Consider the following 26,948-nt stretch of genomic DNA (forward strand, 5'->3'; position numbering starts at 1 on the left):
CCACCCAGTGATGGCCCGTTTCGCGCAGTGGCAGCAGGGGGAGAGAGCCTTCCTGTCACATGAAGCGAGCGGGCAGGACTGTTATCCACCTGGCACGTGACCCTGCGATGTCGCTGCATGTCGTGCGCAGCAATGAAGTTCGAGAAGCGTTAAACACCAGGAGGGCGCGATGGCAGCGGTTCGGCGAATCGCCGGTGCGGCACCGGTCACTGGCCGTGCGCCAATCTCCCAGCTCGCCGCCGATTCCCAATTCCCAAGTCCCAATTCCCAATTCCCGAATCCCGAATCCCGAATCCCGAATCCCGAGTCCCGAGTCCCGAGTCCCGAGTCCCGAGTCCCACAACGGCACCAGCCTTGTTCACGCCTCGCGGTCAGCGCAACCGGGATAGTGGCGGAAGACTCCTTCCTGCCTGCGCCCCATGCCCTCACTTCGCGACCGCTTTCAGCGCTGGCCACGGCCGTGGCGTCGTGCAGTGGGCGTGGTGTTGGCGCTGTACGCGCTGTATCTGCTGGCCGGCAACCTCTATCTCAATACCCCGTTGTTCGACGCCAGCACCAATCGGCAGCCGCACAAGTTCACCATGCAGACCGGCCCGGCACTGACCCTGTTCCCGGGCGAGGTGATCGCCTGGAACGTGCGCATGCGCGGGCAGGCCAACCGTACCGTGTACGTCTTCCACGCCGACCGCGCGCATGCGCGTATCTCCTTGCTGGCCTTGTTTCGGCGCGAAGTGCGCCTGCCGTGGCTGCATGCCACCGGCGTGAGCGCAGAAGTGGAAACCTCCGACACGCCCATTCCGCCACCGCCGCGGGGTCACCAGGGCTGGACGTTGCGCTTCGATGCAATCACCAGCAACAGCATTCGCAGCGCCCGCCTGGGCAAATTGCTGATCGCCGGGCAAGGCCACGGCAAGGTCGGTTTTCTGAAGCAGCTCAAGGGCGGGCCGTCGGAATTGTTTCCTTCCGAAGCGGGCTTTACCGATGCGGTGGTCAGCTACGACGGGGTGCAGGTATTCAACGGCGCGCAGCTGGATGCGCAGTTCCAGTTTCCGCGCCATTACCGCGACCAGGCACCGGGCCTGCGCAAGCTCGGCATCACCAACGCCCGGCTACAGCTGAAGGCCAACTCCGTGGCGCTGAAGATCGATACCGGCGCGCCGCATGTGGACATCGGCAGCGGGCCATCGGCCGCGCGCGTGGAGGCCGATGTCCGCCTGGCCAGCGGCGCGCTGCAGCCGGGCAGCCGCGCGGTGTGGCGGCTGCCATTGCTTGCGGGCGTCGGCGCCACCGACCGCGGCATGCTCGCACTGCAACTGGATGTGGCCCAGGACATCCGCGTGCAGGCGCGGCTGCCGCGCGATGAGAAGACCGGCAGCGAGCTGCACGCCGATCTGCGCATCGCCGGGCGCAGCGTTCCGTTCGAACAGCCGGCGCAGCTGTTGCCGCGCTTGTCGGGGCAGGTGCGTGGGCGCTGGAAGTTCGAATCCTTGAACTGGATCGCCGAGCTGTTCGTGCGCAAGCCGTGGTTCCAGCTGGAAGGCGGCGGTCTGGTCGAAGCGGACCTGCGCCTTGCACAGGGCCGGCTGAGTGCCGGCAGCACGCTGGATATTCCGCGCGTGGAGGCGGTGGCGCAGGTGTTGGACACGCGCCTGGCCGGCGTGGCCAAGGCGCACGGGCGCATCGACGATGCCGCCACCCCGCAGGCGCATCTGGATGTAAGCATTCCCACCTTCAAGGCGGCACCGCGCGATGCGCCCAAACAGCTCCTGCTGGACGGCCGCAACCTGCAACTGGCCATGCATGGCGATGCCGAGCTGGCGCGCCTGAGCGACACGCTCAAGGCGCAGCTGCGTTTCAGCGATGCGCGTGTGCCCGATCTCACCGCCTACAACCGCTACCTGCCAGGCAATACCGTGCGCCTGCTCGGCGGTAGCGGCAGCCTGACCGGCGATGTGGCGCTCAATGCCTCCGGCGATGTCGGTACCGGCCATGCGAACCTGCGTGGGCAGGGCGCGCATCTGGCGTTGGCTGGGGTGCAGATGCGCGGCGATGCCGAGTTGCAGGCCACGCTGCAGCGCGCCGACTTCAAGAACAAGTTCTTCGACCTCAGCGGCACGCGCGTGCGCCTGCGCAACATGCGCGTGGGCGAGGACGGCAAAGACGCCGACTGGTGGGGCGAGTTGCAAGTGGGGGCCGGCACCATCCAGGCCGAGGCACCGTTCCAGGTGGATGCCGACGCAGCCCTTCGCATGCGCGATATCGCACCACTGCTCTCGGTGTTCGCCCAGCGCGCCGACTATCCGCGCTGGGTGCTGGGCTTGCTGGATTCGGGCGAACTGGATGCCACCGGTCGGCTGCGTTGGCGCAAGCAGCAGGTGCTGATCGACGACCTGCACGCGGAAAACGCGCGCTTGTCGCTGCGTGCGCGGCTGGCCTTGAACGATGCGCAGCGGCGCGGCGATCTGTATCTGCGCTGGGGTGTGCTGGGTGCCGGCATCGAACTCGATGGCAAGCAGCGGCAGTGGCATCTGGCCGGCGCGCGTGAGTGGTATGACGCGCAGCCCGGACTGCTGCCGGCGGTCTACAAAACCAAGTGATGCGGCCGCTGGCGTGATCGTGCTGCGCCCTGCTCACGGCTGGCTTGGCACACTGTGCCCAGCCGCGTGCGCGGTTTTCAGGAGCCCGCCGTCATGACGATGCCTGTTCGCGCCCGCTGGCGCGCCTCGCCACGCCTACTGCGATGGCCGCTATCGGCCCTGATTGCGCTGTACGTAAGCTATTTGCTGCTGGGCAATCTGTTGCTCAACACACCGCTCGGCCCGGCTGCGCTGAATCGCTCGCCCGACAAGTTCACGATGCAATGGGGCCCGGCGCTGACCTGGTGGCCCGGGCGTGTGGTGCTGTGGGATGTCGATCTGCAAGGCCATTCGGAGCGCACGAACTGGAGTGTCGGTGCGCAGCGGATGAGTGGGCAGATCCGGCTGTTGCCATTGCTGCACCGCCAACTGCTGGTGCCGGAGTTGCACGCGCGCGGTGTGCGTGGCGGTCTGCAGGCTGCGCTCGCAACGCCCGGGACGGTGGCGATGCGAGCGCCTGCGGCGATGCAAGCGCCGCGTGCTGCTGTTGCGGCGGCGAAGGGTATCGCTGAGACGCCGGCAGCGTCGGCAAACGCGGGGACGTCAACCGCAACGCCCAATGTCGAACACACGGCGACGCCACCGCCCGCGCAGAGTCTGCGCATCACGGCTACGACGAACGCAACGTCCGCAACGCCCACCAACAGGACGCCGGAGTCAGCCAAGCGCGCCGATGCTCAAGCCAGGACACCCAGGTCATCAACCGCCTGGACCCTGCAGTTCGACCGCATCGTTGCCGAGCAGGTGCAGGCCGTGTCGCTGCGTCAGCTGCACATCGAAGGGCAGGGCCAACTGCAACTGGGCCTGTTCAAACAACTGCGTGGCGGGCCGATGGAACTGTTCCCCTCGCGTGCAGTATTCGAATCGGCGCGTGTGCGGTGGGGGCAGGATGAAGTGATGCGCAATGGACAGCTGCGTATCGAAGCCAGCATCGCGCGGCACGCACCGGATCAGGCAGGGGCAAGCGCGGTGCTGCAACTCACCGATGCGCTGATCGCCGTGCATGGCGACACCGCAGCGCTGGATATCACCCGTCATGCGCAGGGCCGGCACACGCTGGCGACGCGTGCCGGCAAGGGGCGTGCAGATGGCGAGCTGCGCTGGATACGCGGCGCCTTGCAGCCTGGAAGCCAACTGCAATGGCGCGCGCCGTTGCACGACAGCACGCGCGTGCCGGCCGCATTGCTGGGCGAACTGACGGCGCAGTTGCAGGTCGATCAGAACCTGCGGCTCAAGGTCAGCATGCCCGAGCCGGCCGATGCCGGGCTGACGCTGGACGCCGACATACGCGTGCAAGGCAGGCAACTGCCCGTGCACTCCATGCGCAGCCTGTTGCCGCGCACGTCCGGGCATGCACGGCTGCATTGGCAGCTGTCTTCGTTGAGCTGGATTGCTGCGCTGTTTCCGGATGTGGATTGGCTGACCCTGGAGGGCGAGGGCCTGGTCGATGCGGATCTGCGGATCGATCGCGGCCAGCTTGCTGCCGGCAGCCGCCTGCAGGTGCCGCACGTACAAGCCCAGGTGGGCGTGATGGGGCATGCGATCACCGGACAGGCCAGTGCTGATCTGCGCGTGGACGCCGATGCCAGTGGGCAGTTGCTGCCGGCGCTTGCACTGCAGATGCAGCAGTTTTCGATCGCGCAGACCGATGCACCCACGCGGCCGTTCGTGCAAGGCCGCGATTTGCGCCTGGATCTGCGCACACGCGCCGACGCGCACAACCTGAGCAGCCTGCGCGATGCCACCCGCGCGCATCTGGTGTTCGCCAATGCCCGCGTGCCGGATCTGCGCGCCTACAACCGCTATCTGCCGCAACAGCAACTACGCTTCGACGGCGGCAGCGGCGTGCTCAGCGGCGATCTGCAGATCGAGCCGGGTGGGCGCATCGGCAAGGGCGGTGTGCGCATCGCGGCGCGTGCAGCGCGGCTGCAGTTTGCCGGCCTGGCGTTGCGCGGCGATGTGGATGCGGATCTGCGCCTGCAGCGCGGCGATCTACGCGCCGAACAGTTCAGTCTCGATGCCAGCAGCATCCAGCTGCGCAATGTCGGATTCACCGGCCCGGATGGACAAAATCGCGATGGCTGGTGGGCGCGTATCGTGCTGGACGATGCGCGCATGCAATGGCGACAACCGGTGGGCGTGGATGGGCGTGTACGCATCCAGGTGCGCGATCTGGCATTTCTGGTGGCGTTGTACGCGCGCGACCGCTCGATTCCGAACTGGATGCTGCGGCTGGTGGATGCTGGCCAGGCGCAGCTGACCGCACGCGCGCACTGGCAAGGCGAGACGGTCATCGTCGATCGGTTGCAGGCACGTAACGAACGCTTTCAGGTCGATGCGCGCCTGCGCCTGCAGGGCACTCAACGGAGCGGCAGTCTGCTGGCCCGCTGGGGGTTGCTGAGCGCGGCAGTTGGCTTGCGCGGCGACACACCCGAATGGCATCTGCGCGGCGCGCCAGAGTGGTATCGCGCGCAGCCCGACCTGTTGCGCTGAAGCCCGCATCTCGCGCGCTGGCGTGAAGAAAAACACCAGTTCTGTACTGCCTGGTGTTGTTTTGCAGTGCAGCGTGCAAGTCCGATTCGGGGCGCGCACTATGATCCTGCATCCCGACGTGGGGGAGGGAGCAAAGCCCGCTGGCAGTTCGCTGCAAGCGGGCTTTTTTATGCCTGCAGGTTGCCGGGTCAAACGCCAACCGGCGCAAGATCCGCTGCAAATGAAGGCCGCCCGCATGCCGTGGCTGCCGCCGGTCTGCATCGCGGCGAGCAGGCTTGCATGGCTTGGAGCTGCCCTCGATACCTGGCGAGCCATCGTGCTGCTCGATGTGCACGGCGGGCTCGGAACGGTTTGTAAGTGTGATTCCTGCCATCGCGGGCAATGGCCGCGTCCGCCTGGCGGTTTTCGTCAACCGTGCTTAGTGCTGCAACTCCAGCAACCACAGCGTGCTGCCGCCGGTGATGAACAATCGTTTTTGCTCCAGGTCGAAGGTGCAGTTGGACGCTGTCTGCGGCGTCGGTACCAAGCCGAGGCAGTGGCCATCGGTGTCGAAGACGCACACGCCCGCGCCGGAGCTGCTCCAGAGCCAACCCTGGCGATCCACGCAAAAGCCATCCGGTAGGCCATCCGGCACCACCGCGAAGCGGCGCCGGTTGTGCAATGCGCCATCGCGCCAGTCGAAGGCGGTGATCTCCGGCGAGGTCGGGCCACCTTCAGGCGTCTGCGAGACGTACAGCACGCGTTCGTCCGGGGAGAACGCCAGCCCGTTGGGGTGATCCAGGCTGACCATGCACTGCAGGGCACCGCCATCGGGCGGCAGCCGGTAGACACCGTGATGGTCCAGCTCCTGCGGGCCTGGGCAGCCCTGGCTGGGCTTGAGCAGCCCGAATGGCGGGTCGGTGAACCAGATCGCGCCGTCGTGCGCCACGATCAGATCGTTCGGCGAATTGAGCTGCTTACCCTCGAACCGCCCGACCAGCAGATGCGCGCGCCCATCGACATCGCTACGGGTGATCGCGCGGCGCCCGTGTTCGCAATGCACCAGGCGCTGTTGCGCATCCACCGCGTTGCCGTTGGTGAATGCGGTGGCATCCAGCAGCACGTCCACCGCGCCGTCCTCGCGCCAGCCAAGCACGCGGCGGCCCACCACATCGCTCCACACCAGCGTGCGCTGTGCTTCCCACCAGGCCGGCCCCTCGCTCCAGGTGGCCTGGTCGTAGAGGGTCAGCAGGCGCGCGTTGCCCAGCCGCGCCGCTAGGGCGGCGTGGTGCGTGGTGGGGGGCGGGCAGTCGGCCGGCCGGGCGGCGCCGGGTGCACGCAGGCGGCAGCGGCGGTCCATCAGCGCGGCGCTGGATGGCCGAATGGATGCGCGGTGGCCGCGCCTGGCGATTGCGCAAACTGCACCATCATCTGCAGGCAAGGTTCATCGCCAAGTTGGCCGGAGCGATGGCCGCGCTGATCGCTGGTGCCCTGGTCCTGGCCGAAATGGATGTCGCCAGGGCCCATCTCCACGCGTGTGCCGTCGCCGGTTTCGATGAACCAGCGGCCGCGCAACGGAATCACCCACTGCGGGTGCGGGCTCTCATGCCAGTCGCCAACCCAGCCCACGGGCAGCACCGCGAACTGGATGCCGAGCACCTCGCCGGGAAACGGTCGCAACCACTGTGGCGCCGCACCGCCCCCCACGCTCTTGCGACCGAAGCCGGGCAGCTGCGAGGCGTTGAGGCAGCTGTTGCCATCCGGCCCGGTCCATAGATGCAGGAAGGGCAGGCTGGGCGGCAATGCAGGATCGTTGCCATCGGTCTGGAGCGGAATCTGCGAGGGCAGCAGGTGGGCGGGCAAGGTGGTGGGCGACATGGCATGACCTCGTGCGAAAGCGGCAGTGCAGCATGGAGATCGTCAGGGCTGCGTAAGCGAGATGTTCAAAGCGGCGAAATGCTGCACGCCGCGTTGCAGTCGCGGTGCGGATGTCGCGCATGCGTGTACTCACTGCATGGCGGGGATGCCAAAATCCGGTCATGCCGATGCCTACCGTTTCCATGTCTGCTGCGCTTACCGCCCTGATCGAGCGGGCCGTGGCCCGTGTCCGTCAAGCATTGCCTGCCGGGCAGGCATGGCCGGGCGGCGCGTTCGATCGGCAGCTTGCGCAGGTCGCACTGGCGAGCGAATTCGCGCTGGATACCTTGGCGCGGCAACCGGCATTGCTGCAGCACCTGGCGCAACCCGATCCGCCGCCACTGCCCTTACCGCAGCTCGATCCGGCCCAGCCACAGCTGTGGCCTGCACAATTGCGACGCTATCGCAGCGCCGAGTCCACGCGCCTGGTGTGGCGCGATGTGCTCGGTCTGGACAGCGTGGAGGCGACCCTGGCCGGCGCCACCCAGCTGGCCGAACACTGCCTGCAATGCGGCCTGCACGCGCTGGAGCAGCAATTCCACACCCGCCACGGCAAGGTCGTTGCTGCAGACGGCAGCGTGCAACGCCTGGTGGTGTTCGGGCTGGGCAAGCTGGGCGGCGGCGAGCTGAATTTTTCCTCGGACGTGGATCTGGTGTACGCCTATCCGCAAGGCGGCCAATCCGATGGCGCGCGCGCATTGGCAGCGGAAGAATATTTCGCACGCCTGGGCCAGCAACTGGCCAGGTTGCTGGACGAAACCACCGCCGACGGCTTCAGCCATCGCGTGGATCTGCGCCTGCGTCCGTTCGGCACCGCCGGCCGCGTAGCGTTGTCGTTCGCCGGCATGGACCAGTATTTCCAGCGCGAAGGGCGCGATTGGGAGCGCTATGCCTGGCTGAAGGCGCGCGCGGTGGCGGGCGATGTCGACGCCGGCGAAGCCTGGCTGGAAACGCTGCGCCCCTTCGTCTTCCGGCGGTATCTGGACTTCACCGCACTGGATGGCTTGCGCGAAATGAAGGCAGCCATCACCGCCGAAGTGGCGCGGCACGATCGTCTGGACGACATCAAGCGCGGGCCCGGCGGGATTCGCGAAATCGAGTTTCTGGCGCAATCGCTGCAGCTGATTCGGGGTGGACGCGAGCCGAGCCTGCGCGAACGCCGGCTGCTGTCCGCATTGCAGGCGCTGGTGGCCGCAGGCCAGATCGACCAGGAGAACGGCCAGGCGCTGTCGACGGCGTATCGGTTTCTACGCCGGCTGGAAAATCGCCTGCAGATGTTGCGCGATGCGCAGACCCACGCATTGCCGCAGGCGCCGCTGGATCGCGAGCGCATTGCGTTGGGCCTTGGGTATGCGGATTGGTCGGCATTGCTGGACGCGCTGGCACCGCAGCGCACACGCGTGGCCGCGGAATTCGCCGAGCTGCTGGCTCCGCGTGTGCGTGCCACCGCACCAGATACGCTGGCCGATTACTGGCGCGCGCTGCCGGAAGGCGATGCGGCGCCGTTGGCGGGGATTGGCTTGCACGATCCCGATGGCGCGCACCAGGCGCTGGCCGATTTTGCGCAGTCCTCCGGCGTGCGCGCGTTGTCCGATAGCGCGCGTGCGCGGCTGGATCGGGTGATGCCGGCACTGCTGCACGCGGCCACCCGCGCCAGCCAGCCGGATGCGGCGGTGCGCCGCATGCTCGGCCTGTTGCAGTCCACCTTGCGCCGCACCAGCTACCTGGCCTTGCTCGACGAGCAACCCAGCGCGCTGGCACGCCTGGTCGATGTGCTCTCGCGCAGTGCGCTGCTGGCCGAGCGGCTGGCGGCGTATCCGTTGCTGCTGGACGAATTGCTCGACACCCGCATCAGCGGCCCGCTGCCGGATCGCGCAGCGTTGCACGCGGCCTGCGCCGAGACCTTGCACATCGACGACACCGAAGCGGCGCTGCGCGAGCTCAACGAGCGTCGGCTCGCACTGAGCTTCCGCATTGCGCTGGCCACGCTGGATGGGCGCCAGCAGGCGGTGGAGAGCACCCGACAACTGGCCTGGCTTGCCGAAGCGGTCGTGCAGACCGTGCTGCAGCTGGCGCGCAGCGACATGGCGGCCGCGCACGGACACGTGCCTGGCGGCAGCTTTGCCATCGTCGGCTACGGCAGCCTGGGCGGGCTGGAGCTGGGGTTCGGATCGGATCTGGATCTGGTGTTTCTGTACGACCATCCGCCCGCGGTGGAGGCCTCCGACGGCAAGCGCCCGCTGGAAGCCGGGCGCTGGTTTGCGCGGCTTGCGCAGAAAGTGATGGCATTGCTGGCTGCCGAGACCGGCGCCGGCCGGCTGTACGACATCGATGTGCGACTGCGCCCGGATGGCGGCAAGGGCGCCCTGGTGTCCTCGCTGGCCAGTTACCGCGAATACCAGCGCGACCGCGCCTGGACCTGGGAGCATCAGGCGCTGGTGCGTGCACGCGCGGTGGCCGGCGACGCGGCGCTGTGCGATGCGTTCGCACAGGTGCGTCGCCAGACGCTGATGCGGGTGCGCGACACCGCGCAGCTGCACGAGGACGTGCGCAAGATGCGTGCGCGCATGCGCGCCGAACTGGATCGCAGCGATGCCGGCCGGCTGGATCTCAAGCAAGGCGCTGGCGGCCTGGTGGATCTGGAATTCGTGCTGCAGGCCGGCGTGCTCGGGCTGGCAGCGCAGCAACCGCAGCTGTTGGACGCCTGCGATACGCCCGCGTTGATCGACGCACTGGCGCGCACCCACTGGCTCCCGGACGAGCGCGCCGCACCACTGCATCAGGCGCACGCAACGCTGGTCGATGCCGGCCTGAGCTGCACGCTGGACCGACGCCCACGCCTGCTCGCACCGACACCGGCCATCCAGCAGGCGCGCGGCATCATCTTCAACGCAGCACGCGGGCAGGGCCTGACGTTTCCGCTGGGCAAGGATGAAACAGCGCTGTAGGTGCAGTGGCGAGGACGCCGCTTTCGATGTGCCTGCAGCAAATGGCAGCAACGGTGCCTTGCTGGCCTGGCGGGATGCCCTGCACCCAGGAGCGCCATGCGTTCTACCGACGCGGCGCACTCCGCCACAGCAGGGCGCGAAACGGGCCGAGCAGGAACACGCCCATGCCCAGTTTTACCGCCAGATCGCCTGCGGCCCAGCTGATCCATGGCAGGCTCGCGCCGGCAAACGCAATGCTCCAGAAGAGGGTGGTATCCAGGGTGGCGCTGCAGGTGGTGGCCACGATCGGTGCGCGCCACCAGCTGCCGTCGCGCAGGCGGTCGAACACGCTGATGTCCAGCAATTGCGCCGCGATGAAAGCGCTGCACGAGGCCACTGCAATGCGCGGCGTCGCCAGCCAGATCGACAGCAGCACCGCCAGCGCGAACCCGCACCAGGCAACGTGGCGTGCAGCGCGTGGACCGAAGCGGCGGTTGATCAGGTTGCTGACCAGGAACGCCAGCGGATAGGAGAACGCGCCCCAGGTCAGCCAGTCGTTGATCGGGTATTGCACCAGGATGTTGGACAGCAGCACCACCGCGCCCATTGCCAACACCGCCCAGAGCAATGCACGGGTGGTGAGCGGGGCAAATGCAGGTGGCGAGGCACGACGCATGGCGACACGGTGTTGATGGGGCGCGCAATTATCGCTGCGACGGCAGGGATGAACCAGCGCAGCGCTGCGCTCGCCGGCCATGGCCTCGGTGCGCAAAGACCCTTTCCCGTATTGCGCCGGCGCCTGGCGCCAGAGCGTGCCTGTATCGTCGGCGACGACGACGACGACGACGACGACGGGGCGCGTGCGCGCCGCGGCTGCAGTCGAATGGCGCGTGCGCCTGCATTCGTGGCGGCGCATACGCTCGGCGGCAGTGTCGGCAGGCGATGTGCAGAGCGGGGGCAAGCCTGCGCCCCGGCATCGGGGCGTCATCGGTCACGCGTGCACCTGACGCCCGACTGGCGGCATCGGCAGCACGCGGTGATCGCAAGGCGAGCCGCAGTCTCGGCGTAGGAAGTGGGGCCGTGAGCGGCTGCATGTGCGCGCAATGGGCGCTCGCAGGTGCTCGCGGCAACGGCGTGCAGCGTGAGACGGCCAGCTGGCTTGCAGCGGCACCTGCAGCCGCAGACACGCGCACCTCGCTGGTGGCGACACAATCTCGCCCGCTGGCATTTCAGCAGTAGACATCGCACGTATCGTCCCGGCTCCCGACCCGCCGTCTGATCGATGGCAGTCCTTGTAAGCCACGCGACCTGCCGATGCCGATGGAGATAGCCGCCGAATGTGCAGTGTCGCGATGATGCACTGGCAGCGTTGGGTCTTGCTGTCGTCTGTTGCAGCGGTTAGATGTGCGTCCCGCGGCCGCCGCGGCCATCGATCGCAGCCGGCATCTGCTTTCCGTTTTCGTGTCGACATGATCGCGCCGTTGGTCGCGAGCGGTCGTGCGCGCCCCTGCGATGCCATTCGGCCTCGCTCACTGCTGTGCCCCCCGGAGAGATCCATGCTTACTCGCATCCGCTGTCGGCCGCTGCTGGCGGCCGTGTTGTCCGCTTCGCTCTTGGCCTTCGGCAGCGCCAGCGCTGCCACAACCGTCCCCGATGCCCGGCTTGACGCGATGACGGCCAGCTTGCGCGCAGCGCCCGTGTCCTTCGATGTGCATCTGCCATCACGCGACCAGGTAGCGCTGAATGCGCTGCTGGCCGACATCCAGGACCCGCTGTCGCCGCAGTACCACAAGTGGCTGTCGGCGGCCGAATTCCAGCGGCGTTTTGGTCCGGCGCCTGCGCAGCTCGCGCAGGTGCGCGCCGCCCTGCAGGCCGCACACATGACCGTGGTACAGCAGGGGCCAACCCTGCATGTCAGCGCGAATGCCGACAGCGTGGAGCGGTTGTTTGCCGCGCCGTTGGTGGCTGATCTGAACGCCGGCCAGCAGGTACGCCTGGCGGCTGCCGCTCCGCTGCAGCTGCCGGCCGCGCTGCGTGCCAACGGTGTCACCGTCACCGGCCTGAGCCGTGGGCTGCCGGCGGCACGCATGGACTCGCGCATGCTGGCCGCCGACCCCGCCAACCGCACTGGCGATGGCACCACCAGCTATTGGTACAACGATCTCAAGCAGGCCTACGGCTATCCGTCCTACCAGACGATGATCGGTGCGCCAGGCAAGCAACAGCGGCTCGACGGGAGCGGCAGCACGATCGCCGTGTTGATCGGCAGCGACGTGCTAGACACCGACATCGCCGCGATGTTCGACCACGAGCGCTTCAGCCGCTATGCCGGCAACCACGCCAATCCGACCCTGTATGCACGCCGCTATGTGGCCGGTGCCAAGCCCGGGGTGCAGGATGGCAACCGCGCTGCGGCGCGCGAGGCAACGCTCGATGTGGACATGGCGCTTGGCGGCGCGCCGGGCGCGCACGTGCTGCTGTACGTGATCCCCGATCTGTCCATCGATTCCATCCTGGCCGGTTACCGACAGATCGTGCAGGACAATGAGGCCGACGTGGTCAGTTCCTCGTTCGGGTTCTGCGAACAGGTCTTCACCGCGGCCTATAACGGCAAGGACGCCACCTCCATCCTTGGCGTGTTCGATTCGGTCTTCAAGCAAGGCAACGCGCAGGGCATCAGCTTCGTCGCCCCCAGTGGCGACAATGCCGGCCTGGATTGCCCGGACACCCAATACCTGGTGGAAGGCAAGAACGGCCGGTACGTCCCCAGCGTGCATTGGCCCGCCGCCGATGCGTATGTGACCGCGGTCGGTGGCGGCAACCTGCTCACTGCCTACACGAAGGGCAGCCTGGATTCGAGCTACCTCAGCGAAAGCGCGTTTGCCGACCCGTTGCAGGCCGAGGACCCGTATGGCGTGGGCGCGCTGCTCAGCGGCGGCTACTGGGGCGCCGGTGGTGGCGTCAGCACGCTGTTCCAGCGTCCGGCGTATCAGCTGCGCGCGCTGGGCGGCACACGCACATCGATGCGCGCATTGCCCGATGTCGGCATGCTGGTCGGCGGTTGCCCGGGAATCGCCGTGCATCCCTGTCAGCAGGGCACCAGCTCGGTGTCCATCTACGTGGCAGGTGCACTCACCAAGTTGATCGGCACCAGCGTGGCGGCGCCGGAGTTCGCCAGCGTGGCTGCGTTACTGGTGCAGAAGCAGGGCCGGCAGGGCAATCTCAACGATTACCTGTATCGCCTGGCCGCCAACGGCCCGCAGGCCTACCACCGCGGCATCCCCGGCAATAACGGGGTGGTCGGCAACGATGTGCCGATCGCCGGCAAGTACAACTACACCACCGGCTTGGGAACCCCGATCGTGCGGCTGATGATCGGCGCGCTGGACGCGGCGCCTGCCGGCATTCCGCGTTCTCCCAGCAATCCGTAACGGATAGTGTCGCCGCGCCGGCGGGGCCTTGTCGGTGCGGAGAGGGGCGGTAGAGCGCACAGTGCGCGTTAGTGCTGTGCGCTCTTGCTCCGCTTCGAGGGTTGGGTGCGCGAGCGAGGGGCGATGCAAGGTCACCGCCGCCCGCAGGAAGGCAACACGCACGCATCGCGACCCGAATAGACAGCCCCCTGGTCCACGACGGTGGCCGCTGCGGGTCGGCGGTTGCCCGGCAGCGCGCCCGCCTACGCGTGATCGCCGTGCAGGCAGCGCTGTTGCTCAGCGCGTTGAACTCACCAGCTGCGGCTGCTGTTGTAGGCCGCCGCGTCGCCGGTGGGCAGGAACGCCAGGGCCTCGCCTTGCGGTGCATGTACGGTCCAGCCACTGCCGGCCGGGCTGGGCTGGAACGACACCATGTCGCCAACCCGAAACCCGGCTGCCGGGTCGTCCTGGCGCGCGGGCCAGCGCAGCATCACGGTCGCCTCAGGCTGTTGCGGATCCTGCAGCCTGACCTCGCGTTCGCCCGCGGGCAAGGTTTGCACCGCGTCGACCCGCATCGGCGGCAGCGTGCCCGCGCGCGGTTGACGGCGGTCATCGCGTCTGTCTGCGTAGGCGTTGACGGACGCAATGAACGGAGACACGACGATAGCGCTCGCCACCACCACTGGGACAGAGACGGTCAACATGGCATAGAACCCGGATTTATCGGCCGGGCTCATCTCCCCGGCCTGCACGCAGGTTGGCAGTAGGGTGGCGAGCGACAGGGCAGCGGCAAACGGGGCGGACAGCAGGCGCGTCATGGCGTGGCTCCAGGCGTGGCGGTGGCGTGTGGGATCGACAGCTCCTGTGCAAGGGCGTCGCGTTGATGCAGGAAATCGAACACCGATTCGACGGTGACCACCGAGTAGTTGCCGGAAACGCGCTCGCCGACAGGATGATCGGTGGTGGTGGCATTGGCGGCGACAAAACGTGCGCCCACGCGCTGCTTCAAATCCAGATGCAGGATGCTGGGGTGATACCGCGCCGCTTGCAGCCAGGCCTGCGATGCGCGGCGATCGCCGATGACCGTCGGTGGTTGCGCATCGGCTGCCAGCGCCGCTGCCAGCACTTCCAGCACCCACTGGTTGGAATTCTGGTAGTCGGTGGAGAAGGGATAGGCGACCATGCTGTAGCGCGTTTCATGCAGGCGATGCGCGAGCTCGCCTGAGTCACTCAACAATGCCCGCAGGCGCTGTTGGATCGCGGGTGTCAGGACGCCGACACGCAGATCGTGGCTGACCGCGCTTTCGCCGACGAAATTGCTCAGGCCTTCGACATAGAGCTGCGAGGCATCGCTCTTGCAGCGATTGAGCAGGTGCCGCACGCGCCAGATGCCATCATCGTCGCGCACGGCAAATGCCAGGTGGCTGTGCTTCAGACCGTAGCGGCTTAGATCCTGGCCGCCGCGCGCCAGCAGCACCACCTTGGCATCGGGCAACGCATCCAGCGCCTGCGCGGTGGAGGTGGCCATGTCGAACATCGCGGCAGTGGCTTGCGGTGTGGGATAACGCGGCACGCAACGCGGTGTTGTTGCGGTGGCGGACAGCGGTAATGTGGCGAGTACCAGCAGCGCAATTGCCTTGCGCCGGGTTTGTCGAATCCATCGCGCTTTGATCGTCCCTGTCATGCACATCGTCCTTGTCTCGGTGGCCCGGTGGTGGGCGTTGGGTTATGGCAGCAGGCGCGCGCGTACCTGCATGGCGATGCGCTCGGTTTCGCGCACAGGAACGATATCGACAGCGCTGGCGAGAACTTCATCAACGAAGTGCAAGCGCTGGCGTTGCCGCAACGCTCGCAAATAGGTGTCAACGCGCCCACGTGCCTGCTCGGCAAACGCGGCAGCGACCGGCACACGGGTGGCGCAGGCTTCGGAGAGCAGGTTGACCGAATCGGCGCTGGCCACGATGGCATCGGCCCAGCCGAGCAGGCCGGCGTATGGGTTGGGCCCATCGCGTTCGTCGCACCACAGCAGATGCGGCAGGCCGGCGCAGGCCGCGCGCAGCGTTGCGATTGCATCGCCCGGCGTGCGGCGCGAGGTGGTCACCAGCAGGCTGCCGCCCAGCGCGCGCAGTTGGGCACGCAACGACGTGCACAGGGCCGCCAGCGCCTGTAGCGTCCACGGCACCTGGTCGGTAGGCCCACCGACCAGCAGGGCCAGCCGCGGACCCGGCAAGTCGCCGATTGCGGGAAACGCGGCCCGGCCGGCCGCCAGCCACGCATCGTCCACCGGGTGCAGGCTGCCGAGCAGGGTGAGTACGTTGCTGCCGCGCAGTGCATCGTGCTCGGGCACGACCAGCAGGTCCCAGTGCCGCGGGTCCAACCGCGGATCCAGGATCTGCACGCTGCGGCTGCCCTGGGCACGCAGCAACCGGGTGGCCAGCGCCGCCTGCCGGCCGCAGCCGATGGCCAGCGCCGGGGGCTGCTGCAGTTGCCGGGCAAATTCCGCGCCGAAGGCCTGCCGTGCGCCGGGGAGCCGCCGCGGCGCCGCCCAACGCCACGGCGCGTTGGTCTGCAGGTGCAGTGGCTGACAGGCATCGGGCTGCAGTGCACGCGCCAGCGCCTCGGCCTGGCGCGCATTGCCGGCACGGCCGTCGCTCAGTGCCCAGGTCAGCCCCATCGTTTCAGATCCGACATAAATTTGTTTCAGATTGAACGCGTGTGGCGGCAATCGCGCCACTCTACACTGCGGGTCTTCACACTGGCGCCGACGCCGCAGCCTACCGTCGCACCACCCCTTCCCCTGGAGTGCTCATGTCCGACTCGCTCAACGCCGCCGCACTGGATCAGCTGTTCCGCACCGCCCGCACGCAAAATGCGTTTGCCGACACGCCGGTCAGCCACGAGGTGCTGCGTGAGCTGTATGAGCTGGTGAAGTGGGGCCCCACCGCGGCCAATAGCTGTCCGGCGCGCTTTGTATTCGTGACCAGCGCCGAGGGCAAGGCCAAGCTCAAGCCGGCGCTGTCGGAGGGCAATGCCGCCAAGACGCTGGCTGCGCCGGTGACGGTGATCGTGGCGCACGACGAAGACTTCCACGAGAAGCTGCCGTACCTGTTCCCGCATGCCGACGCCAAGAGCTGGTTCGAGGGTCCGCGCGCGGGCCGCACCGAATCGGCGTTCCGCAATGGCTCGCTGCAGGGCGCCTACCTGATTCTGGCCGCGCGTGCGCTGGGGCTGGATGCCGGCCCGATGTCCGGCTTCGACAACGCCAAGGTGGATGCGGCGTTCTTCGCCGGTACGCCGATCAAGTCCAACTTCCTGGTCAATCTTGGCTACGGCGACCCGGCCGGGCTGTTCCCGCGTTCGCCACGCCTGAGCTTCGACGAAGCGGCGCGTTTCGAGTAAGGCGATACATGCGTGCCGGCTGCGGCGCAGCGCCGTGGGCGGCGCGTGCCGGCCCGGCTACCGCGTGTGCCTGCTACGTTCAAGCGACGCAGTTGGCCGTTTGCCGGCCGATCGCTTGATCTAGCTCGCCGTGTCGACGTACATGGTGTCTTGCGTTTCCTGCAGTCCTCGTTCGTCTGCATCTGTCCCACCCGCGTTGATCCGACGCGTCTCTCATCCCATGGAGTTCCAATGAAGACCACCCATAAGCTGTTGCTGCCGCTCGCCCTGACCCTGGCCATTGCCGCCTGCTCCAAGCCGGCCGACAACGCTGCCGCTCCGGCCGCCGAAACCCCGGCCGCTGCCACCGCACCGGCCGACGCCGCTGCTGCGCCGGCGCCGGCACCGGCGGCGGCCGCCTCGACCGCCCCGGCCGTGGAAGTGGCGTCGGGCACCTACACCCTGGACCCGTCGCACACCGACGTGCTGGCGCAGTGGAGCCACTTCGGTTTCTCCAACCCGAGCGCGCACTTCGGCAATGTCGACGGCACCCTGGTGTACGACGCGGCCGACGTGACCAAGTCCACCGTGCAGGTCACCCTGCCGCTGTCCGGCTTGAACAGCTTCACCGCCAAGTTCGACGAACACCTCAAGAGCGGTGACTTCTTCGACGCGGCCAAGTTCCCGACCGCCACCTTCAAGAGCACCAAGGTGGAAGCTGCCGGCACCAACAAGCTGACCGTCACCGGCGACCTGACCATCAAGGGTCAGACCAAGCCGGTCGTGCTGGACGTCACCCTCAACGGTGCCGGCGAGCACCCGATGAAGAAGGTGCCGGCCGCCGGTTTCGACGCCACCACCACCATCAAGCGCAGCGATTTCGGCCTGGGCCAGTACGCCCCGAACGTCAGCGACGAAGTGAAGATCCGCATCACCACCGAAGCCCTGCAGGCCAAGGCCGGCGATGCTGCGGCGAAGGATGCCGCAGCCAAGTAAGCGGTCTGGCTGCTGTCCAGGCAAAGGCCCGCTTCGGCGGGCCTTTGTCGTTGAGGGGGACGACCACGTGCGACCCGTCGGGTGTGGGCACGACATGTTGGGGCAGCCTGCGTGTCGGGGCGTGTCTTGGGAAGCGCCGCCGCGTACGGCATAACCGGCAGCGTGGGCCGCATGGACTCTGGCATCGGCAAACAGGTGGTCGCCGCGTTGGGCAAACTTGCTGCAGCGTCGCTGTCCGCAGATCGCGCCTTCGCCATCGCCGCTCATCCACTGCCGGGCGCAACGCACGGCAACGGAGTTGGCGGTTGTCATCCACGCGTCATCCGGTCCACGCAGGCTGGGCGCATTTTTCTGGACCGGTGATGTCTGTCGTGCGCTTGGTAGATCGCTGCTTCTGTTTTTGCAAGCGCAGCCTTTGCGTCGCCGCGGTGTCCGGCCTGGCGGCACGCGCACCGTCGGTGTGCGTGCCGTCCATGCTCAGCGGTCTGTCGGTCGGTCTGGACGCGGGGTCGTGCTCGCGTTGTCGGCGACCTTCTGAGGCAAGCCATGCGTAATCGCTCTTTTGCCACGACGATGTGGCACGCACTGCTGGGTCTGGCGCTCTGCCTGCCGATGGCGAAACCGGTTGTGGCAAAAGAGACCGCCGCCGCAACCGCGCACCTGCGCCTGAGCATCGTGCTGGTGCGGCATGGCATCCGTGCACCGACCCAGCCCGGCAGCGAGCTGGATCGCTACAGCGCGCAGCCATGGCCGCACTGGCCGGTGGCCGAGGGCCAGCTGACGCCGCACGGACGGGCCGGCATGCAGGCGTTGGGCGCACGTTATCGCGCGCTGCTGGCGCCGCCGCTCGCGCTGCCGGCCCGTGGCTGCGCGGGCACCGAACAGATCGTCACCATCGCCGACAGTACCGCCCGCAACCACGCCAGCGCGCAAGCGCTGCTGCAGGGCATGGCGCCTGGCTGCGCAGTGCACTACCAGGCCCTGCCGGAGGGCGAGCGCAATGCATTGTTCGATGGCGGCAAGGCGCCCGCACCGCCGGTGCGGCTGGAGGCCGACACCCGTGCGCAGTTGGCGCAACTGCAGGCGGTGTTGAGCGGCTGCCAGCACGGGCGCTGTGTCGTGCCGCCGCCGGAGAGCCTGCTCTACGATCCGGCCACGCGCGACGGCTCGCCGGCCGCAGCCAGCACCCTCAAGCTGGCCGGTGGACTGGCCGAGAACCTGATGCTGGAGGACGTCGAAGGTTTCGATGCGGCGCAGCTGGGCTGGGGCCGGGTGGATCGCGCCGCAGTGGGGCAGTTGATTACCTTGCACAACGCCTCGTTCGCTCAAAGCAAGCGCCCGTTGCCGGCCGCCCGCGCGGCGGCGTCCAACCTGCTCGCGCATCTGCTGGCCACCGTGCAGGCAGCCGTTGGGCAAGCGCCGTCGGTGGCGGCGCTGGCGCCGCCATCCACGCGGCTGCTGGTGCTGGTCGGCCACGACACCAACCTGGCCACGCTCGGCGGCCTGCTCGGTGTGGACTGGCATCGCAGCGATCGTCCCGACGACTATCCGCCCGGTGGCGCGTTGGTGCTGGACGTACTCGAACGCGACGGCGCGCCGTTGCTGCGCGTGCGGACCTTGATGCCCAGCTTGGCGGCGTTGCGCAGCGGCCGCTTCGATGGTGATGCGCTGGCCTCGTCCACCCTGGTGCTGCCCGGTTGTCATGGCCAGGCCCTGTGTCCGTTGCCGGTCGCGCTGGCCTGGCTGCGCACGCGCATCGATCCGGCCCAGTTGCAAGCGGACTTGCCTCAGCTGCGCTCCTGGCCGGCGCAACCGTAGCGCATGTCATGCACGGCAAGTGCGGGAGAAGCGGCTTGGCGACGTGTTGAGGGCCAACGCACGCTGCGTGCACGCAGGGCATTCACTCCTCGCCGTGTTCGCCGCGCGCCTTCCAGTAGCCTTTGGCGCGTACCCATTCCTTGTCCACGCCCAAGTGCTCTTCCAGAAATTTGCGCATGGCGCGCGCGCGCATCGATTCGGCGCCGATCCAGTAGAACGTATCGCCGTCTTCTGGCTCGTAGTCGCGCAGGCTGTCTTCCAGCAGGGTGCTGCTGGCGGCATCGAAGCCATTGCGCTCCAGCCAGTTCACCTGCACCTCTGCCGCGCTGAGCAGTTCCTGCCGCTCGGCGGCATCGGCGATCTCGATGAACACCTGTGCGTGCATGTCGGCGGGCATCGCTTCGAGCCAGCGGCCAATCGCCGGCAGCGCGGTTTCGTCGCCGATCAATACGTAGTGGTCATAGTCGTCGGCAACCAGGAACGAGCCGCGCGGGCCGCCGATTTTCAGTGGGTCGCCGGGCTGTGCGCGCGCGGCCCAACTGGAGGCCACGCCCTCGCCGTGCAACACGAAGTCGATGCTCAATTCGCCGCTCTGCGGATCGAAAGCGCGTGGCGTGTAGTCGCGCGCCGGCGAAGGCAGCGCGCCTTCCTCGTAGCGCGGGCCTTCCGGCGTCATGGTCGGCAGCACGAAGGCGCCGTCGGCATTGGGAAAGAACAGTTTGACGTGATCGTCTGGCGCCTCGCTCTGGAAACCGGCCAGTTCGCCGCCGCCGAACACGATGCGGCGCATGTGCGGGGTGATCGCTTCGCAACGCAGCACCTGCACGGAGCGCAGGCGTGGGTCGCGACGCAGTTGGGTGTTGGTGTGTGCAGCCATGGGGTGCAATTCCTGGAGGGCCGCAGGGATGCGCGGCGGTGCGGGAGAGGGATGGAGCGTTAGGAAATCACTGCGTGATCAGTCAATGAGGTGGTGAGTGGCGACCTGCCACGGTGATGCGCTGGCACCCAGCGCAGGGGGGGTGCCCTCTCCCTGCGCGAGCCGTGCCCCGTAGGAGCAGATGAGGGGAAATGCGAAGCTGCGTGCAGTGGCATTGCCTCACTTCGCATCTGGGCAATGCCGTCGTTGGATCGACCTACGCGGCTGGCAGATCGCTGTCAGGCCGGCCCCAAACGTCACCCCACGACACCGGCTCAGTCGTCGTCGCGCTCCATGCCGTCGGCGGCGGCGTTGAGTAATGCAGCAATCCGCGCGGTCTCTACCGCGTTCCATTGCCCGTGGCGCGCGAACAAACCATGTTTGATGCGATGAATCGCCTCGCGAATCGGGGCCGGCGTTTGCGACTTGATCAACTCGCGCGCGCGCCGATGGGTACGGGCCAAGGCGGCATCGAGCGCATCGCGTTGCTGTGCAACGTAGTCGCCGCCAGCGTCAGTGACCTGATAGCGCTTGCGGCCGGCATCCAGATCGGTGTGCACCCAGCCGGCCGCTTCCAGCTGCGCCAGCGCCGGATAAATCGCCCCGGCGCTGGGTGTGTATAGCCCCTTGAAGAGGGCGGCGATCTGCCGCATCAGCTCATAGCCATGGCACGGGCGATCGGCAATCAGCGCCAGCAGCAGCAGGCGCAGATCGCCGTGCTCAAGCGGACGCACGCGCGCGCCGTCACTGCGACCACGGGCAGGCGCAGCATCGAGATCGGCCGATGGACTGAAGGGAGGGAGCTTTTTCATTCGATATATCGAAGCATGGAGAAACGATATATCGAAGTGCGCTGATGCACAAGCGCCCGACTCTTGGATGGCTAATCGCCTCTCAGGCGAGACCCGGATGCTGCAACGCGTCTAGACACGCATGAAATCCATAATTACGATGTAATTACTTTGACATTACGGGCTTGCCCCCGGCGAGGCAGAGGCATGAGTCGACAGTGGGACACCCAGGCCGAAAGCCGGCGTCAGCGCTTGCAGCGGGCCGCCGCGCTGGCGCCGCAGGGCCGCGTGGTGGCTGCCGACGATGTCGTGGCGCTGCTGGAAGCGGTGATCGAGCCCGGCGACCGCGTGTGCCTGGAAGGCAACAACCAGAAGCAGGCCGATTTCCTGGCACGTTGCCTCACCGAGGTGGATCCGGCCCGCGTGCATGACCTGCACATGGTGCAATCGGTGCTATCGCTGGCCGCGCATCTGGACGTCTTCGAACGCGGCATCGCCAAGCGCCTGGATTTTTCGTTTTCCGGCCCGCAGGCAGCGCGCCTGGCCGGGCTGGTCAGTGAAGGTCGTATCGAAATCGGTGCCATCCACACCTATCTGGAGTTGTTCGGCCGCTACTTCATCGACCTGACCCCGCGCATCGCACTGGTCACCGCGCAGGCGGCCGATCGCCATGGCAATCTCTATACCGGCCCCAACACCGAAGACACGCCGGTGATCGTGGAAGCCACCGCGTTCAAGGGCGGTATCGTGATCGCGCAGGTCAACGAAATCCTCGACACCTTGCCGCGCGTGGATATTCCCGCCGATTGGGTGGATTTCGTGACCCAGGCGCCCAAGCCCAATTACATCGAACCGCTGTTCACCCGCGACCCGGCGCAGATCTCCGAGATCCAGGTGTTGATGGCGATGATGGCCATCAAGGGCATCTATGCCGAATACGGCGTGGACCGGCTCAATCACGGCATCGGTTTCGATACTGCCGCCATCGAACTGCTATTGCCGACCTATGCCGAATCGCTGGGGTTGAAGGGCAAGATCTGCCGGCATTGGGCGCTCAATCCGCATCCGGCGCTGATCCCCGCGATCGAATCGGGTTTCGTGCAGTCGGTGCACTCGTTCGGTTCCGAGCTGGGCATGGAGAACTACATCGCCGCACGCCCGGACGTCTTCTTTACCGGCGCCGATGGCAGCATGCGCTCCAACCGCGCGCTGTCGCAGACCGCCGGGTTGTATGCCTGCGACATGTTCATCGGCTCCACGTTGCAGATCGATCTGCAGGGCAACAGTTCCACCGCCACGCGCGACCGCATTGCCGGTTTCGGCGGCGCGCCCAACATGGGTTCGGATGCGCGCGGTCGCCGGCATGCCAGCGCCGCCTGGCTCAAGGCCGGGCGCGAAGCGGCAATGCCGGGCGAGATGCCGCGTGGGCGCAAGCTGGTGGTGCAGATGGTGGAGACCTTCCGCGAACACATGGCGCCGGCATTCGTGGACAAACTCGACGCCTGGGAATTGGCAGAGCGCGCCAACATGCCGCTGCCGCCGGTGATGATCTACGGCGACGATGTCAGCCATGTACTCACCGAAGAGGGCATCGCCAACCTGTTGTTGTGCCGCACGCCGGAGGAACGCGAACAGGCCATCCGTGGCGTGTCCGGCTATACCGCAGTGGGCCTGGGGCGCGACAAGCGCATGGTCGAGAACCTGCGCGACCGCGGCGTCATCAGGTGGCCGGACGATTTGGGCATTCGCCCGCGCGATGCCACGCGCGATTTGTTGGCAGCGCGCACGGTCAAGGACCTGGTGCGCTGGTCCGGCGGCTTGTACGACCCGCCGAAACGTTTTCGTAATTGGTAAGGGCACAGCATGGAAACCCTGCGATATCGCTTTGATGGCCAGCGCGGTGCACGCGCCGGGCTGGAACACGCGTTGGTCGGTGTCGTGGCCTCCGGCAATCTGGAAGTCCTGGTCGAGCGCGTGCCGCTCGACGGTGCCATGGAAATCGAGATCCTCACCGCCGCACGTGGCTTTGGCGCGATCTGGCAGGCAGTGCTGGACGATTTCGCCGCACGTCATCCACTGCGCGATGTGCGCATCAGCATCAACGATGTCGGCGCCACGCCGGCGGTGGTGAGCCTGCGCCTGGAACAAGCGCTGGATGTGCTGCAGGGAGAGGTTGCATGAGCCGCCGCAGCTATTCCGTAGGAGCGCACCAGGGCGCGAAGGGCATTCCCAGTCATGCCCCGGTCGCGCCCAGGTGCGCTCCTACGCGCGTCGTCGGGAGCACCATTGTCGATAGTGCCGACCGCAGCAATCCCGTAGGAGCGCACCAGGGCGCGAAGGGCTTTCCCGGTAACGCTTCAGTTGCGCCCAGGTGCGCTCCTACGTGTGTTGTCGGGAGATATGTATGAGCACCACCATTCCCATGGCCGAGCGCAGCTATTACGAGGCCGATGCGCGCGAGCGCATCGATGGCGTGCTGGATGCCGGCAGCTTTCGCGAATTCGTTGGCCCGCGGCGTCGCTTGATCAGCCCGCACCTGGCACAACTGGAAACACCCGGCGCCTTCGATGACGGCATCGTGGTGGGCGAAGGCACATTGCGCGGGCGCAATGTGTTGATCGCGGCGCAGCAAGGCGCCTTCATGGGCGGCGGCGTGGGCGAAGTGCATGGCGCCAAGCTCACTGGCCTGCTGGAGCGCGCCGCAACCACGCAGCCGGCAGCGGTGCTGTTGCTGTTGGACACCGGCGGCGTGCGTCTGCATGAAGCCAACGCCGGGCTCATCGCCATCTCCGAAATCATGCGTGCCACCATGGGTGCGCGTGCCGCCGGTGTGCCGGTGCTGGCCTTGATCGGCAGCGGCAACGGTGCATTCGGCGGCATGGGCATCGTGGCGCGCTGCTGCAGCGCAGTGATCATGTCTGAAGAAGGCCGCTTGTCGTTGTCCGGCCCGGACGTGATCGAAACCGTGCGTGGGGTGGAGGAGTTCGACGCGCGCGACCGTGCCCTGGTGTGGCGCGTCACCGGCGGCAAACACCGCTACCTGATTGGCGAAGCCCACACGTTGGTGGCCGATCGCATCGATGCATTCGCCGATGCAGCGTTGGCCACGCTCGATGCACTCACCGAGGCGACCGGCGAGGCCGCATTGCAGGCGTTGGAGCATGCGCAGCAGCAGCTGGCAGCGCGCATCGATGCATACGGCGATTGCCGCGACGGGCTGGAAATCTGGAAGCGCCAGGGCATCGTCGATGCGCAGCGCCTGCCGCTGCTGGACACCGAGGCCTTCCTTGCCGCAACCGCAGACCGGAGCCTCCCATGGAACTGAGCCGCTTGCTCGACCAGCTGTTTCCGCTCGGTCACGCCATCGCGCGTAACGACGATGTGCTGACCGGCAGCGCAACCACTGCCGCTGGCGAGGTCACCGTGATCGGCACCGCCAACAAGCTCGAAGTGGGTGTCGACCACGCCTTGGCCTTGGCGGCCACCGTCTTGGCAAGCACGCGCGCCTACCCGCAGCGCCCGATCGTGATGCTGGCCGACACCGCCGGGCAGCGGCTGGCACGGCGCGATGAACTCCTCAGCATCAACGGCTATTTCGCCCACCTGGCACGCGTACTGGAGTTGGCACGCAGGCGCGGCGCGCGGCTGATCACGCTGGTCTATGGCGAATCGGTCAGCGGTGGATTCCTGTCGTTCGGGCTGATGGCCGACCATATCCATGCACTGCCCGATGCACAGATCCGGGTCATGGATCTGCGCGCGATGGCGCGCGTGACCAAGCAATCGGTCGACACCTTGCAGGCATTGAGCAAGAGCTCGCCGGTGTTTGCGCCGGGCGTGGAAAACTACGTACGCATGGGCGCGGTGGAATCGCTGTGGGAGGGCGACCTGGCGCAGGCACTGCTCGATGCATTGGCCGCGCCCACCGATGGCGACCAACGCCGCGCGCTCGGCGCGCAACGTGGGGGCCGCACCCTGGCGCGCGATGTCGCTGCCGCCGTGGCAGCGGGCGAGGCCTGAGCATGGCTGGCCGCCACGCCCTGGTGTGGTTGCGCGAGGATGCGCAGTGGCAGGCCGTCACGCCTGGCGCGCAGCCACGGTTGCAGCAGTGGTTCGCGGCCGGCCTGCCCGCGGTGGTGGCGCGTGGCGATGGCAGTCAGGCACCCGGCACCGTTCGGCTTGGCGTGCCGCTGTCGCCCAGCGAAGGCAAGCAGCGCTTGGCCCTGCACGCACACGCGACCGAGATCGCACGCTGCACCGCGCCCCTGGCACTGGATGCGGTGATGCCACATGCGCCGGTCGCGCTGCAGCCGGCACTGCAGGCCCTGCTTGCGCACGCGCAGGCACACGCATTGCACCCGGGTGTGTTCGGCAGCTTCGCCTGGCAAGCCCTGACCGGCCTGACCTATGTGCACGCGCAATCGGATCTGGACCTGCTGTGGCCCATCCACACTCCCGAGCACGCGCACGCGGCAGTCACGCTGCTGCAGCGCTGGGAGCAGCACAACGGACTGCGTGCGGATGGTGAACTGCTGTTGCCCGGTGACCACGCGGTGAACTGGCGCGAGTACGCCGGCAACGCGCAACAGGTGTTGGTGAAATCCAGCCAGGATTGCCGGCTATTGCCGCGTGCTGCGCTGTTTCCGGTCCGGAGTGCGGCATGAACGCACAGCTGCAACAAACCTGGATTGCCAGTGCGCCTGCACCGCCACGCGATGCTGCCTACCGGCTCGGTCGTCTGGCAGTGGGCGCCCTGCATGCAGAACTGGCCTGCGCGCCTAAGCCGGGTTTGGTAACGCCGTTCGACAGCGGCAGCCACACCGACATGGATGCCGCCACCTTCATGCGCAGCCTGTTCGCCTTGCGTGGCTATTTTGTCGCCATTGCCCAGGCCGGCATCGACCATGCGCCATTCGAGCGGCTCCGCGCGCTGGGCATCGGGGCCGAGTCGGCGATGTTGCGCGCGACCTGTGGCATCAATACGCATCGCGGTGCGATTTTCAGCCTGGGGCTGCTCACTGCGCAGGCGGCGCGCCTGTGGGTTGCGCAGGGGCGGCGGCCCACTGCAGAACACGTCTGCGACGGCGTACGCGCCTGGCGCGATGCACTGCAGGCTGCACCATTGAACCCGCAAAGCCATGGCCAGCGCGTGCGTGCGCAGTACCGCATCGGTGGCGTGCGCGAACAAGCCGCGGCAGGCTATCCAGTGCTGCGTGAGATCGCCCTGCCTGCATTGCGGACTGCGCTTGCCGCTGGTGCCACGCGTGAGGCAGCGCTGGCGCAGACCTTGATGCAGCTCATCGCCCAGGTGGACGATCTCAATCTTTTGCACCGTGGCGGGGCGGAAGGCCTGGCATTTGCCAAGGCGCAGGCGAATGCCTTCCTTGCCGACGGCGGCATTGCGCATCCGCAATGGCGCGCACAGCTGCATGCCATCGGCCAGCAGTTTGTCGCCCGTCGCCTGAGCCCTGGCGGCAGCGCGGATCTGCTGGCCTGTGCATGGTTCCTGCATCGGCAGGAGCTGGCATGAGCCGTCCTCGCTCGCTGGCTGCAGAACATGTGGTGCATGCGCAGATGCATTGCCGCAGCGTCTTGCTTGCAGCCACAACGACTGCTGGCCCGGCTGCGGTCGCAACAAACCTCGCATGGTGCCCGCCAGTCCATCGCCGCATCCAGGTTTCCCGGCA

General features: G+C 67.3%; 22 protein-coding genes. 14 read left to right on the plus strand and 8 right to left on the minus strand.

Translation table 11 applies throughout. The annotated features are described in order from the left end of the window. The first annotated feature begins 419 nt into the window (after nt 1–419). A complete protein-coding gene (locus FLG15_RS02305) occupies nt 420–2,597 on the plus strand; it encodes a translocation/assembly module TamB domain-containing protein (RefSeq protein ID WP_057678078.1) in 2,178 nt (725 codons plus the stop codon). Between the two features lie 93 nt (nt 2,598–2,690). Continuing rightward, the gene (locus FLG15_RS02310; RefSeq protein ID WP_057678079.1) at nt 2,691–5,129 is read left to right on the plus strand and encodes a hypothetical protein; all 2,439 of its coding nucleotides are present in this window, start codon (nt 2,691–2,693) and stop codon (nt 5,127–5,129) included. Between the two features lie 418 nt (nt 5,130–5,547). Here the strand turns inward: FLG15_RS02310 and FLG15_RS02315 are convergent, their stop codons facing one another. Both FLG15_RS02315 and FLG15_RS02320 read right to left on the minus strand, forming a co-directional pair. Then, on the minus strand, nt 5,548–6,468 hold the full coding sequence (locus FLG15_RS02315; protein ID WP_057678081.1) for an SMP-30/gluconolactonase/LRE family protein: 921 nt from the start codon (nt 6,466–6,468) through the stop codon (nt 5,548–5,550). After that, nucleotides 6,468–6,986: a cupin domain-containing protein gene (locus FLG15_RS02320; protein WP_017155915.1), complete on the minus strand. Its 519-nt coding sequence runs from the start codon at nt 6,984–6,986 to the stop codon at nt 6,468–6,470. Before FLG15_RS02320 ends, FLG15_RS02315 begins: the two co-directional genes overlap by 1 nt. A 161-nt stretch (nt 6,987–7,147) precedes the next feature. Here FLG15_RS02320 and glnE point away from each other — a divergent pair, with 161 nt between their 5' ends. Further along, nucleotides 7,148–9,973, plus strand: coding sequence for a bifunctional [glutamate--ammonia ligase]-adenylyl-L-tyrosine phosphorylase/[glutamate--ammonia-ligase] adenylyltransferase (glnE, locus tag FLG15_RS02325; protein ID WP_057678082.1), 2,826 nt, complete (start codon nt 7,148–7,150; stop codon nt 9,971–9,973). A 103-nt stretch (nt 9,974–10,076) separates the two neighbouring features. Here glnE and FLG15_RS02330 read toward each other — a convergent pair whose 3' ends face one another. Further along, complete coding sequence (locus tag FLG15_RS02330; protein WP_017155913.1) at nt 10,077–10,628, minus strand: VUT family protein; 552 nt, start codon at nt 10,626–10,628, stop codon at nt 10,077–10,079. Nucleotides 10,629–11,421: 793 nt separating this feature from the next. Here FLG15_RS02330 and FLG15_RS02335 point away from each other — a divergent pair. Further along, nucleotides 11,422–13,383, plus strand: coding sequence for a S53 family peptidase (locus tag FLG15_RS02335; protein ID WP_150145465.1), 1,962 nt, complete (start codon nt 11,422–11,424; stop codon nt 13,381–13,383). Between the two features lie 290 nt (nt 13,384–13,673). Here the strand turns inward: FLG15_RS02335 and FLG15_RS02340 are convergent, their stop codons facing one another. From FLG15_RS02340 to FLG15_RS02350, 3 genes are read right to left on the minus strand one after another with little or no spacing between them, the layout of a single operon-like run. Then, nucleotides 13,674–14,180 (minus strand): hypothetical protein, encoded by a 507-nt coding sequence (locus tag FLG15_RS02340; protein ID WP_057678084.1) that lies wholly within the window; start codon nt 14,178–14,180, stop codon nt 13,674–13,676. Beyond that, entirely contained in the window at nt 14,177–15,046 is an 870-nt protein-coding gene (locus tag FLG15_RS02345) for a DUF2145 domain-containing protein (RefSeq protein ID WP_057678085.1), read from the minus strand. The genes FLG15_RS02340 and FLG15_RS02345 overlap by 4 nt, the downstream gene beginning before the upstream one ends. A gap of 42 nt (nt 15,047–15,088) precedes the next feature. Next, nucleotides 15,089–16,036, minus strand: a complete 948-nt coding sequence (locus FLG15_RS02350; RefSeq protein ID WP_057678086.1) for a mitochondrial fission ELM1 family protein — start codon at nt 16,034–16,036, stop codon at nt 15,089–15,091. 134 nt (nt 16,037–16,170) lie between these two features. Here FLG15_RS02350 and FLG15_RS02355 point away from each other — a divergent pair, with 134 nt between their 5' ends. From FLG15_RS02355 to FLG15_RS02375, 4 genes are all read left to right on the plus strand, one after another. Further along, nucleotides 16,171–16,761: a malonic semialdehyde reductase gene (locus FLG15_RS02355; RefSeq protein WP_057678087.1), complete on the plus strand. Its 591-nt coding sequence runs from the start codon at nt 16,171–16,173 to the stop codon at nt 16,759–16,761. A 231-nt stretch (nt 16,762–16,992) separates the two neighbouring features. Then, nucleotides 16,993–17,736, plus strand: a complete 744-nt coding sequence (locus tag FLG15_RS02360; protein ID WP_081023002.1) for a YceI family protein — start codon at nt 16,993–16,995, stop codon at nt 17,734–17,736. A gap of 126 nt (nt 17,737–17,862) precedes the next feature. After that, the gene (locus FLG15_RS02365) at nt 17,863–18,099 is read left to right on the plus strand and encodes a hypothetical protein (protein WP_057678088.1); all 237 of its coding nucleotides are present in this window, start codon (nt 17,863–17,865) and stop codon (nt 18,097–18,099) included. Between the two features lie 183 nt (nt 18,100–18,282). Then, a complete protein-coding gene (locus FLG15_RS02375) occupies nt 18,283–19,554 on the plus strand; it encodes a histidine-type phosphatase (protein ID WP_057678089.1) in 1,272 nt (423 codons plus the stop codon). Between the two features lie 82 nt (nt 19,555–19,636). Here FLG15_RS02375 and FLG15_RS02380 read toward each other — a convergent pair whose 3' ends face one another. Together FLG15_RS02380 and FLG15_RS02385 are read right to left on the minus strand one after the other, a co-directional pair. Next, entirely contained in the window at nt 19,637–20,431 is a 795-nt protein-coding gene (locus FLG15_RS02380; protein ID WP_057678090.1) for a siderophore-interacting protein, read from the minus strand. A 314-nt stretch (nt 20,432–20,745) separates the two neighbouring features. Beyond that, entirely contained in the window at nt 20,746–21,282 is a 537-nt protein-coding gene (locus tag FLG15_RS02385; RefSeq protein ID WP_057678091.1) for a PadR family transcriptional regulator, read from the minus strand. 186 nt (nt 21,283–21,468) lie between these two features. Here FLG15_RS02385 and mdcA point away from each other — a divergent pair, with 186 nt between their 5' ends. The 6 genes from mdcA to mdcB all read left to right on the plus strand — a co-directional run bounded on the left by mdcA (nt 21,469) and on the right by mdcB (nt 26,791). After that, nucleotides 21,469–23,115: a malonate decarboxylase subunit alpha gene (mdcA, locus tag FLG15_RS02390; protein WP_150145467.1), complete on the plus strand. Its 1,647-nt coding sequence runs from the start codon at nt 21,469–21,471 to the stop codon at nt 23,113–23,115. 9 nt (nt 23,116–23,124) lie between these two features. Beyond that, nucleotides 23,125–23,442, plus strand: a complete 318-nt coding sequence (mdcC, locus tag FLG15_RS02395; protein ID WP_017155902.1) for a malonate decarboxylase acyl carrier protein — start codon at nt 23,125–23,127, stop codon at nt 23,440–23,442. Between the two features lie 241 nt (nt 23,443–23,683). Further along, a complete protein-coding gene (locus FLG15_RS02400) occupies nt 23,684–24,586 on the plus strand; it encodes a biotin-independent malonate decarboxylase subunit beta (protein ID WP_170922376.1) in 903 nt (300 codons plus the stop codon). Beyond that, nucleotides 24,577–25,281: a biotin-independent malonate decarboxylase subunit gamma gene (gene mdcE / locus FLG15_RS02405; RefSeq protein ID WP_150145469.1), complete on the plus strand. Its 705-nt coding sequence runs from the start codon at nt 24,577–24,579 to the stop codon at nt 25,279–25,281. The genes FLG15_RS02400 and mdcE overlap by 10 nt, the downstream gene beginning before the upstream one ends. A gap of 2 nt (nt 25,282–25,283) precedes the next feature. After that, entirely contained in the window at nt 25,284–25,925 is a 642-nt protein-coding gene (gene mdcG, locus FLG15_RS02410) for a malonate decarboxylase holo-[acyl-carrier-protein] synthase (protein ID WP_057678095.1), read from the plus strand. Continuing rightward, on the plus strand, nt 25,922–26,791 hold the full coding sequence (gene mdcB, locus FLG15_RS02415) for a triphosphoribosyl-dephospho-CoA synthase MdcB (protein ID WP_150145471.1): 870 nt from the start codon (nt 25,922–25,924) through the stop codon (nt 26,789–26,791). The genes mdcG and mdcB overlap by 4 nt, the downstream gene beginning before the upstream one ends. Nucleotides 26,792–26,948 lie beyond the last annotated feature (157 nt).

Origin of the sequence: Xanthomonas phaseoli pv. dieffenbachiae (assembly GCF_008639345.1) — a bacterium.
In the GTDB taxonomy this organism is placed as follows: domain Bacteria; phylum Pseudomonadota; class Gammaproteobacteria; order Xanthomonadales; family Xanthomonadaceae; genus Xanthomonas; species Xanthomonas phaseoli.

Excerpts from the sequence above, each read along its gene's own strand:
- FLG15_RS02305 (WP_057678078.1), top strand. The coding sequence starts at position 420 with ATGCCCTCACTTCGCGACCGCTTTCAGCGCTGGCCACGGCCGTGGCGT.
- FLG15_RS02310 (WP_057678079.1), top strand. The coding sequence starts at position 2,691 with ATGACGATGCCTGTTCGCGCCCGCTGGCGCGCCTCGCCACGCCTACTG.
- FLG15_RS02315 (WP_057678081.1), bottom strand. The coding sequence starts at position 6,468 with ATGGACCGCCGCTGCCGCCTGCGTGCACCCGGCGCCGCCCGGCCGGCC.
- FLG15_RS02320 (WP_017155915.1), bottom strand. The coding sequence starts at position 6,986 with ATGTCGCCCACCACCTTGCCCGCCCACCTGCTGCCCTCGCAGATTCCG.
- glnE (WP_057678082.1), top strand. The coding sequence starts at position 7,148 with ATGCCGATGCCTACCGTTTCCATGTCTGCTGCGCTTACCGCCCTGATC.
- FLG15_RS02330 (WP_017155913.1), bottom strand. The coding sequence starts at position 10,628 with ATGCGTCGTGCCTCGCCACCTGCATTTGCCCCGCTCACCACCCGTGCA.
- FLG15_RS02335 (WP_150145465.1), top strand. The coding sequence starts at position 11,422 with ATGATCGCGCCGTTGGTCGCGAGCGGTCGTGCGCGCCCCTGCGATGCC.
- FLG15_RS02340 (WP_057678084.1), bottom strand. The coding sequence starts at position 14,180 with ATGACGCGCCTGCTGTCCGCCCCGTTTGCCGCTGCCCTGTCGCTCGCC.
- FLG15_RS02345 (WP_057678085.1), bottom strand. The coding sequence starts at position 15,046 with ATGACAGGGACGATCAAAGCGCGATGGATTCGACAAACCCGGCGCAAG.
- FLG15_RS02350 (WP_057678086.1), bottom strand. The coding sequence starts at position 16,036 with ATGGGGCTGACCTGGGCACTGAGCGACGGCCGTGCCGGCAATGCGCGC.
- FLG15_RS02355 (WP_057678087.1), top strand. The coding sequence starts at position 16,171 with ATGTCCGACTCGCTCAACGCCGCCGCACTGGATCAGCTGTTCCGCACC.
- FLG15_RS02360 (WP_081023002.1), top strand. The coding sequence starts at position 16,993 with ATGAAGACCACCCATAAGCTGTTGCTGCCGCTCGCCCTGACCCTGGCC.
- FLG15_RS02375 (WP_057678089.1), top strand. The coding sequence starts at position 18,283 with ATGCGTAATCGCTCTTTTGCCACGACGATGTGGCACGCACTGCTGGGT.
- FLG15_RS02380 (WP_057678090.1), bottom strand. The coding sequence starts at position 20,431 with ATGGCTGCACACACCAACACCCAACTGCGTCGCGACCCACGCCTGCGC.
- FLG15_RS02385 (WP_057678091.1), bottom strand. The coding sequence starts at position 21,282 with ATGAAAAAGCTCCCTCCCTTCAGTCCATCGGCCGATCTCGATGCTGCG.
- mdcA (WP_150145467.1), top strand. The coding sequence starts at position 21,469 with ATGAGTCGACAGTGGGACACCCAGGCCGAAAGCCGGCGTCAGCGCTTG.
- mdcC (WP_017155902.1), top strand. The coding sequence starts at position 23,125 with ATGGAAACCCTGCGATATCGCTTTGATGGCCAGCGCGGTGCACGCGCC.
- FLG15_RS02400 (WP_170922376.1), top strand. The coding sequence starts at position 23,684 with ATGGCCGAGCGCAGCTATTACGAGGCCGATGCGCGCGAGCGCATCGAT.
- mdcE (WP_150145469.1), top strand. The coding sequence starts at position 24,577 with ATGGAACTGAGCCGCTTGCTCGACCAGCTGTTTCCGCTCGGTCACGCC.
- mdcG (WP_057678095.1), top strand. The coding sequence starts at position 25,284 with ATGGCTGGCCGCCACGCCCTGGTGTGGTTGCGCGAGGATGCGCAGTGG.
- mdcB (WP_150145471.1), top strand. The coding sequence starts at position 25,922 with ATGAACGCACAGCTGCAACAAACCTGGATTGCCAGTGCGCCTGCACCG.